The 7,788-nt window shown below is 48.5% G+C and carries 5 protein-coding genes and 7 tRNA genes; all 12 read left to right on the top strand.

Translation table 11 applies throughout. The features are described 5' to 3' along the window. Positions 1-91: 91 nt before the first annotated feature. The 12 genes from FFM82_RS08890 to FFM82_RS08945 all read left to right on the top strand — a co-directional run bounded on the left by FFM82_RS08890 (position 92) and on the right by FFM82_RS08945 (position 7,676). A complete protein-coding gene (locus FFM82_RS08890) occupies positions 92-859 on the top strand; it encodes a M15 family metallopeptidase (protein WP_137645487.1) in 768 nt (255 codons plus the stop codon). Positions 860-1,093: 234 nt separating this feature from the next. Beyond that, complete coding sequence (locus FFM82_RS08895) at positions 1,094-1,729, top strand: deoxynucleoside kinase (RefSeq protein ID WP_137645488.1); 636 nt, start codon at positions 1,094-1,096, stop codon at positions 1,727-1,729. A 284-nt stretch (positions 1,730-2,013) separates the two neighbouring features. Then, positions 2,014-3,291, top strand: a complete 1,278-nt coding sequence (gene serS / locus FFM82_RS08900; RefSeq protein ID WP_137645489.1) for a serine--tRNA ligase — start codon at positions 2,014-2,016, stop codon at positions 3,289-3,291. A gap of 462 nt (positions 3,292-3,753) precedes the next feature. Beyond that, positions 3,754-3,835 (top strand) — tRNA-Leu (locus FFM82_RS08905). Positions 3,836-3,838: 3 nt separating this feature from the next. Then, positions 3,839-3,911 (top strand) — tRNA-Thr (locus FFM82_RS08910). Positions 3,912-3,935: 24 nt separating this feature from the next. Continuing rightward, a tRNA-Gly gene (locus FFM82_RS08915) sits at positions 3,936-4,007 on the top strand. Between the two features lie 8 nt (positions 4,008-4,015). Further along, a tRNA-Leu gene (locus FFM82_RS08920) sits at positions 4,016-4,101 on the top strand. Positions 4,102-4,110: 9 nt separating this feature from the next. Then, positions 4,111-4,184 (top strand) — tRNA-Arg (locus tag FFM82_RS08925). 6 nt (positions 4,185-4,190) lie between these two features. Continuing rightward, positions 4,191-4,264: transfer RNA gene (locus FFM82_RS08930), tRNA-Pro, on the top strand. Positions 4,265-4,317: 53 nt separating this feature from the next. Continuing rightward, positions 4,318-4,391, top strand: a tRNA-Pro gene (locus FFM82_RS08935). Positions 4,392-4,685: 294 nt separating this feature from the next. Then, complete coding sequence (locus FFM82_RS08940) at positions 4,686-5,153, top strand: CtsR family transcriptional regulator (protein WP_137645490.1); 468 nt, start codon at positions 4,686-4,688, stop codon at positions 5,151-5,153. 18 nt (positions 5,154-5,171) lie between these two features. Further along, complete coding sequence (locus tag FFM82_RS08945) at positions 5,172-7,676, top strand: ATP-dependent Clp protease ATP-binding subunit (protein ID WP_137645491.1); 2,505 nt, start codon at positions 5,172-5,174, stop codon at positions 7,674-7,676. Positions 7,677-7,788: the final 112 nt, after the last annotated feature.

A 7,788-nucleotide genomic window follows, 5' to 3' on the forward strand; every position in this document is an offset into this window, starting at 1 on the left:
ACAAATTCGTTAAAATTAATTGAAGAAGTGCCTTAATAATTAAAAAGAATGCTAAAGTGAAATTACCAAAAAGCTGAAAGGCAGCGAGAGAATGCGAAAGCACATTGTTTTAAAGAGTTTATTATTAGTCAGTTTGGCCGCGGGTTTGAGTGGGTGTCAGTCCCAGGCGGGGTCGTCGAAGCAAACGGCGTCCACTCAGAAGACGACCCAGACCAAAACCAAGCGCCAACGCTTGATTGCGGCGCTACCCAAGGGCGTGAAATCAACGGATACTAACCTATTAGTTGTTAATAAGTGGCATAAGCGTGGTGAAATGACCTTTGAAAAGGGTAGTGTTAACGGCATTGCGGTTCGTAAATCAATCCAACAGCCGTTAACGACCTTTGTCGACGCCGCCAAAAAAGCCGGGTACCCAGCCACGGTGGTTTCCGGCTACCGGTCGGTTGCTTACCAACAACAGGTTTGGGACCAGTCGATCCAATCCTATGAGAACCAGGGAAAGTCGGCTAAGCAGGCGTTGAAGTTAACCAAGGAATTTGTTGCGGTCCCGCGGGGAAGCGAGCACCAAACCGGGTTAGCGGCCGACGTGATGTACACCAAGTGGTATAACGCCCACGGCAACCAACTTTTGTCTTCATCGGACAAGAGTAAGGGCCAGCGGTGGTTGATCAACCACGCGGCCGATTACGGTTTTGTCCTGCGCTTTCCGAAGAGCGGGGCCGACTCGACCGGGATCGAGTATGAATCCTGGCACTTCCGTTACGTTGGTAAGAAGAACGCCGCCTTTATGACTAAGCACAACTTAACGTTGGAACAGTACGTCAGTCTGCTTAAGGCGCGTGAACAAGCGGCTAAATAAGGTCGGGGAGCGTGGGTCCAATGCTAGCCGACTGTTAGCGCACGTTTCAACTATTATCGTACAGAAATTTAAATGAAACTCAGATAAAAGTCACGGGGGCGTATTGAGGGCGGCATAAATTCCGTCAACATTACTTGCCCCAGATATTGCATTTTAGGCGTGAGGTGCGTACAATATGTAGTGTTGCTTTGAAGAATGATTGAAATTGTAGACACACTAAAGGAGAGACGCCCCATGCTTGTAATGTCAGGAACGATCGGTGCCGGCAAGACGAGTTTAACGCAGTTGGTTGCGCAGCACTTTGGCTCCCGAGCGTTTTACGAATCCGTTGACGACAACCCCATTTTGCCTTTATTTTATAAGGATCCTAAAAAGTACGCCTTTTTACTCCAAATTTATTTTTTGAACAAGCGCTTGGACAGTATTAAGTCCGCGTTCGCCAATGATTTGGACGTACTGGACCGTTCGATTTTTGAAGATTCACTGTTATTCCATTTGAACAGTGACCTTGGACGGGCTACCAGTACCGAAGTCGATATTTACGATTCCTTATTGAATAACATGATGCAGGAATTGCCGGAAGCCGCTCACCAGAAGAATCCCGGCTTACTGATCCACATCAACATTTCGTTTGATACGATGTTGGAACGGATCAAAAAGCGGGGTCGCTCGTACGAACAGATCGACCAGGATCCGGACTTGTATAACTACTACAAGACGCTCAATGCGCGTTACGACGACTGGTACAAAAATTATGACCAGAGCCCGAAGATGCAAATTGACGGTGACCAGCTTGATTTCGTCGCTGATCCGGCCGCTCGCCAAGAAGTTATTAAGTTAATTGATGAAAAAGTTGCCAGCTTAGGCTAGTTGCCTTTTAAGGGAACCTGCCTTATAGTAGATGGTGAATATAAAACACGGCGCGTTTTAAGTAGATGCTCAGAGAACCGGTGGGTGGTGTGAACCGGTCGTCGAAACTCCGACGCGACAATGTGGGCAGGTAATTCTGCACGGTAATGGCCGTTATCCAGTTAAGGGTGGAGTCAGTTTGACTCTGAACTTGGGTGGTACCGCGAATCGCAGTCTCTTCGTCCCAATTTTGGGCGGGAGACTGTTTTTTATTAGCTAAAAAATAACTAAGAGGACGTGTGAAGATGTTAGACGTTAAAATGATTCGGCAGAAACCGGATTTTGTAAAGGAACAGTTAGGCCACCGGAACGTACCGGCTAGCCAAATCGACGACTTACTCGCTGAAGATGAAAACCGGCGTGATTTAATTGCCAAGAGCGAACAGTTGAAGGCGACCCGGAACCAGGTTTCGAGCGAAATTTCAACTAAAAAGCGTAATAAAGAAGACGCCAGTGGCGAAATTGCTGAAATGCAAAAGGTCAGTGCTGAAATCAAGGCGTTGGATGAACAACGCCGTAATTCCGAAGCGCAGGTGCACGACATGGCCGCGCACTTGCCAAACATTCCGCACCCGGACGTGCCGATCAGCGCGACGGAAGACGGTTCGGTTGAACTTCGCCGGATCGGCACGCCGCGTGAATTTGATTTTGAACCGAAAGCCCACTGGACGCTGGGTGAAGACCTCGGCATTTTAGACTTCGAACGGGGGGCCAAGGTTTCGGGGAGTCGCTTCTTGTACTACGTCGGCGACGGCGCTAAGTTGGAACGGGCCGTTTACAACTTCTTCCTGGACCAACATGAAGCGGAAGGTTACACCGAAGTCTTACCGCCATACATGGTCACGGACGAATCAATGTACGGTACCGGCCAATTTCCTAAGTTTAAGGACGACGCTTTCCGAATCACCACGCAGGATCTGAGCTTGATCCCAACCGCCGAAGTGCCGTTGGTCAACTATTACCGTGATGAAGTCATCCCGGCTGAAAAGCTACCGGTATACTTCACCGCCTTGTCACCAGCCTTCCGTGAAGAAGCGGGGAGTGCCGGTCGTGATACTAAGGGCTTAATTCGTTTACACCAGTTCAATAAGGTTGAAATGGTCAAGTTTACTAAGCCTGAAGAGTCGTGGGATGAATTGGAAAAGCTGACTAATAACGCCGAATCGTTATTGAAAAAGCTGGGCTTGCCATACCACGTTATTACGTTGACGACTAGTGACATGAGCTTTACGGCCGCAATGACGCACGACTTGGAAGTTTGGTTCCCAGAGCAAAACAAGTACCGTGAAATTTCGAGTTGCTCGAACTGTACCGATTTCCAAGCACGGCGGGCACACATTCAGTACCGTGACGATGACGGTAAGCTGCAATACGTGCATACCTTGAACGGGAGTGGCTTAGCCGTTGGTCGGACGGTTGCCGCAATTATGGAAAACTACCAAAACGAAGACGGGAGCATCACGATTCCGGACGTCTTGGTTCCTTACATGCATGGCAAGACCAAGATTGAAAAACAAAAGTAATGGGTTCATTAAAATCGTCACCGCTTGCGGTGGCGATTTTTTTGCTTAATCCGCATCATGAATAATTAATGACGAGATTTTGCAACTTGAAGCGCTCAAGCGGGGGAATCAACCGGGAGTGGTTTCGATGGAAACTGATGATTTTACGCTTTTTATCGATTAGCACGTAAAAAATACGTGGGTTTTAAGGCGTGAGTAACCGCGCCGTGGCGGTACTTTTGAAAAATGTTGCAAAAAAACGTCATTTTTTTTGAAAATAGGGTTTGCTATTTGGTTACTGCGTGCTATAATGTTTCTTGTCGGAAAAATGTGTTTGTTTTATTCATTAGCAAGCATATTTATCCAAAAGAAATTTAAAAATATGTTGACAACGTCTTAACGAAATGATAAAGTTAAATAGTTGTCAAAAGGCATACGAGTAAGACCTGTTAGAACGGCAACGGGCATGGTGATTAACATCATGCGGGTGTGGCGGAACTGGCAGACGCGCTAGATTTAGGTTCTAGTGTCTTACGACGTGGGGGTTCGAGTCCCTTCACCCGCACATGCCGACTTAGCTCAGTTGGCAGAGCATCTCACTAGTAATGAGGAGGTCGGAGGTTCGAATCCTCTAGTCGGCATTTACAACTTAATAGCTTTATTATGCGGAAGTAGTTCAGTGGTAGAACATCACCTTGCCATGGTGGGGGTCGCGGGTTCGAATCCCGTCTTCCGCTTTTAATTTGCCGGGGTGGCGGAATTGGCAGACGCACAGGACTTAAAATCCTGCGGTTAGTGATAACCGTACCGGTTCGATCCCGGTCCTCGGCATTTTAATAAGCACCCATAGCGCAATTGGATAGAGTGTCTGACTACGAATCAGAAGGTTGTAGGTTCGACTCCTACTGGGTGCATTGTATCGGGAAATAGCTCAGCTTGGTAGAGCACCTGGTTTGGGACCAGGGGGTCGCAGGTTCGAATCCTGTTTTCCCGATCGATTTTAACAGTCTTAGTCTTCGGCACTAGGGCTTTTTGTTTAATCTTTAACGGGAAGTAGCTCAGCTTGGTAGAGCACTACGTTCGGGACGTAGGGGTCGCAGGTTCAAATCCTGTTTTCCCGATTTCGGCTAAACCATTGGGTCGGTCAACTTGTTGACCGGCTTTTTTTGTCGCCAAAATGCCGGTTGGGGGTGTAGTATTAGGGTAATCGGAGCGTTAGCTGTTTCTACCATAATATTAGGGTGATTCGCGAAACCGTGTTCGAATCGATTGAAAGCCGGTGGTGGGCGTGCTATGCTGAAACAACTGCAGATGGTGCGGACACCAAGGCGTTAGGTGAAATTCTTTGCTTTTTTCGATTATCCTCGTATAATAATAGTCAATATTAGTCAAAGATATCGAAAAGGGTGAAACACATGCAAAGTCAAAATATCTCAGATATTATTGAAAAGTATTTAAAAAGTATTTTGGCGGACGCAGAACACGTTGAAATTCGGCGTTCTGAAATAGCCGATCTATTCAACGTGGTACCTTCCCAAATCAACTACGTCATTAAGACCCGCTTTACGATTCAAAATGGGTACCTTGTTGAGAGTAAGCGTGGTGGCGGTGGTTATATTCGCATTGAAAAGGTCAACCTGTTGGACGACGCCGACGTGTTGGATACCCTGATTCAAGTGATTGGGGATTCGATCACGCAGCGCGATGCGTACGCGGTCGTCCAGAGCTTATACGAGGACGGTGTTTTGAACCGCCGGGAGGCCCAATTAATTTTAGTGGCCACTGATCGCAACACGTTAGCCGTTAACGACCGTGATTTGGAGAACAGTTTGCGAGCCCGCATCATTATTGGGATTTTGAATCATCTGCGTTACGAAAGCTAGAGAAAGCGAGGAATCGCAATGGATAACTTATTTACCCCGAGTGCCAAAAGTGTTTTAGTTTTAGCCCAGGAGCAGGCCAAATATTTTAAGCACCAGGCCGTTGGTACGGAACATTTATTATTAGCATTAGCCATTGAAAAGAACGGAATTGCTAACAAGGTGCTGCAACAGTATGCGGTTAGCGAGGACGATATTCGTGAAGAAATTGAACGTTTTACGGGCTACGGGACGTTAAGCAACGTGGGTAAGGACACCTACCTGCCGTATTCACCGAAGGCCAAGGAAATTTTATCGGTTGCCGGTGATGAGGCCAAGCGTTTGGGTGCCAACAAGATTGGGACCGAACACTTGCTGTTGGCGATGTTATCCGACGATACCATTCTCTCGTCAAGAATTTTAATGAACTTAAACTTAGACTTGGGACAGACCCGCAAGGTTGTTTTACGTAAGTTAGGCGTTAGTGATGCCATGACTAAGCGTAAGGGGAACGACCAAAACCGGGGCGGCAAAAAGGCTGAGGGGACCCCAACCTTGGATTCACTCGCCCGCGATTTGACCCAGTTAGCCAGTGAAAAGGCGATGGATCCGGTGGTTGGCCGTTCGAAGGAAGTTAAGCGGGTCATCCAGATCTTATCACGACGGACTAAGAACAACCCGGTTCTCATTGGGGAACCGGGGGTCGGCAAAACGGCGATTGCTGAAGGTTTAGCACAAAAGATCGTTGCCGGTGACGTTCCGAGCGACATGGCCGATAAGCGGTTAATGATGCTCGATATGGGCTCACTGGTTGCCGGCACCAAGTACCGTGGTGAATTTGAAGACCGGTTGAAGAAGGTTATCGATGAAATTTATAACGACGGTCACGTCATTCTATTTATCGATGAATTGCATACCTTGATCGGTGCCGGTGGTGCGGAAGGCGCAATCGACGCCTCCAACATTTTGAAGCCGGCACTCGCCCGTGGTGAATTACAAACTATCGGGGCGACGACCTTAAACGAATACCAGAAGTACATTGAATCGGACGCGGCCTTAGAACGGCGGTTTGCGACCGTCATGGTCAACGAACCGACCGAAGACGAAGCCGTTGAGATTTTGAAAGGCTTACGGCCACGCTATGAAGACCACCACCACGTTAACATTACCGATGACGCGGTCAACCAGGCGGTCAAGTTATCGAGTCGTTACATCAGCGACCGTTTCTTGCCAGATAAGGCGATTGATTTGATGGACGAAGCGGCTGCCAAGGTGCGGATCGATCAAATGGACCGGCCAACTAAGCTGACGAAAAATCAGGATAAACTGACCAAGCTGCGCGCGGATAAGGAAACGGCGATTGAAGCACAAGACTTTGAAAAGGCCGCCGATATTCGTAAGCAGGAAATGCAGTTGAAACAGCGGGTCGAAAAGATCGAAGCAACCGCGGCTGAAAAGGCCGAGACCGGTGATAGTCCGCGTTACGCACTCAGCGTTAATGGTGAAGACATTGCGCAGGTCGTTGCAGAATGGACCGGGGTACCGCTGACCCAGTTGCAAAAATCTGAAAGTGAACGCTTAGTGAACTTGGAAAAGATTTTGCACGAACGGGTCGTTGGTCAGCCGGAGGCCGTATCAGCGGTGGCCCGTGCGATTCGACGGGCTCGCAGTGGTCTGAAAGATCCGAGTCGGCCAATTGGTTCCTTCATGTTCCTCGGACCGACCGGGGTCGGGAAGACCGAGTTAGCTAAGGCGTTAGCTGCGGCAATGTTTGGTTCCGAAGACAACATGATTCGGATTGATATGTCCGAATACATGGAACGTTACTCGACCAGCCGGTTAATCGGTTCGGCACCGGGCTACGTGGGTTACGACGAAGGGGGCCAATTAACCGAAAAGGTTCGCCAGAAGCCGTACTCAGTCGTGCTCTTTGATGAAGTTGAAAAGGCCCATCCCGACGTCTTCAACATCTTGTTGCAAGTCTTGGATGACGGTTACCTGACCGATTCGAAGGGACGCAAAGTGGACTTCCGCAACACGATTCTGATCATGACTTCCAACCTGGGGGCAACCACCTTACGGGACGAGAAGTCGGTTGGTTTCGGTGCCACCGACCGTGCGAACGACTACAACGCGGTGGCCGCGACGATTCGGGCCACCTTGAAGCAGACGTTCCGGCCGGAATTCCTCAACCGAATTGACGAAACCATCGTCTTCCATTCACTGAATAAGGAACAACTCCACGAAATCGTGAAGTTGATGGCTAAGGAAATCATTACGCGGGTTGGTCAACAATCGATCAATTTGAAGATTACGCCGGCGGCCATTGACGTGGTTGCTAAGGCCGGTTTTGATCCGGAATACGGCGCGCGGCCAATTCGGCGGGCGTTGCAGACCGAAATTGAAGACCGCTTGAGCGAAGCGTTGTTGTCGGGTGAGATTAAGGCGAATGACACCGTCACGATTGGCGCTACCAAGGGTAACATCAAGATTAGTGTTAAAGAGCAGCCTAAAAAGGACGGTCGTTCAACCGTTTCTGCTAAATAACGAATGAAATTGTGGCTCTTTGTCAACCGGTGTTGATGAGGACTAATTTGAGAATCCAATTCATTTACGAATTGGGTTCTTTTTTGTGATTTTGATTTTAAATGAGACTTGA

Source organism: Lactiplantibacillus plajomi, assembly GCF_005405405.1.
GTDB classification, from domain to species: Bacteria; Bacillota; Bacilli; order Lactobacillales; family Lactobacillaceae; genus Lactiplantibacillus; species Lactiplantibacillus plajomi.

What these genes read in the sequence shown, in the direction of transcription:
- FFM82_RS08890 (WP_137645487.1), top strand. Translation starts at nt 92, where the DNA reads ATGCGAAAGCACATTGTTTTAAAGAGTTTATTATTAGTCAGTTTGGCC.
- FFM82_RS08945 (WP_137645491.1), top strand. Translation starts at nt 5,172, where the DNA reads ATGGATAACTTATTTACCCCGAGTGCCAAAAGTGTTTTAGTTTTAGCC.
- FFM82_RS08895 (WP_137645488.1), top strand. Translation starts at nt 1,094, where the DNA reads ATGCTTGTAATGTCAGGAACGATCGGTGCCGGCAAGACGAGTTTAACG.
- serS (WP_137645489.1), top strand. Translation starts at nt 2,014, where the DNA reads ATGTTAGACGTTAAAATGATTCGGCAGAAACCGGATTTTGTAAAGGAA.
- FFM82_RS08940 (WP_137645490.1), top strand. Translation starts at nt 4,686, where the DNA reads ATGCAAAGTCAAAATATCTCAGATATTATTGAAAAGTATTTAAAAAGT.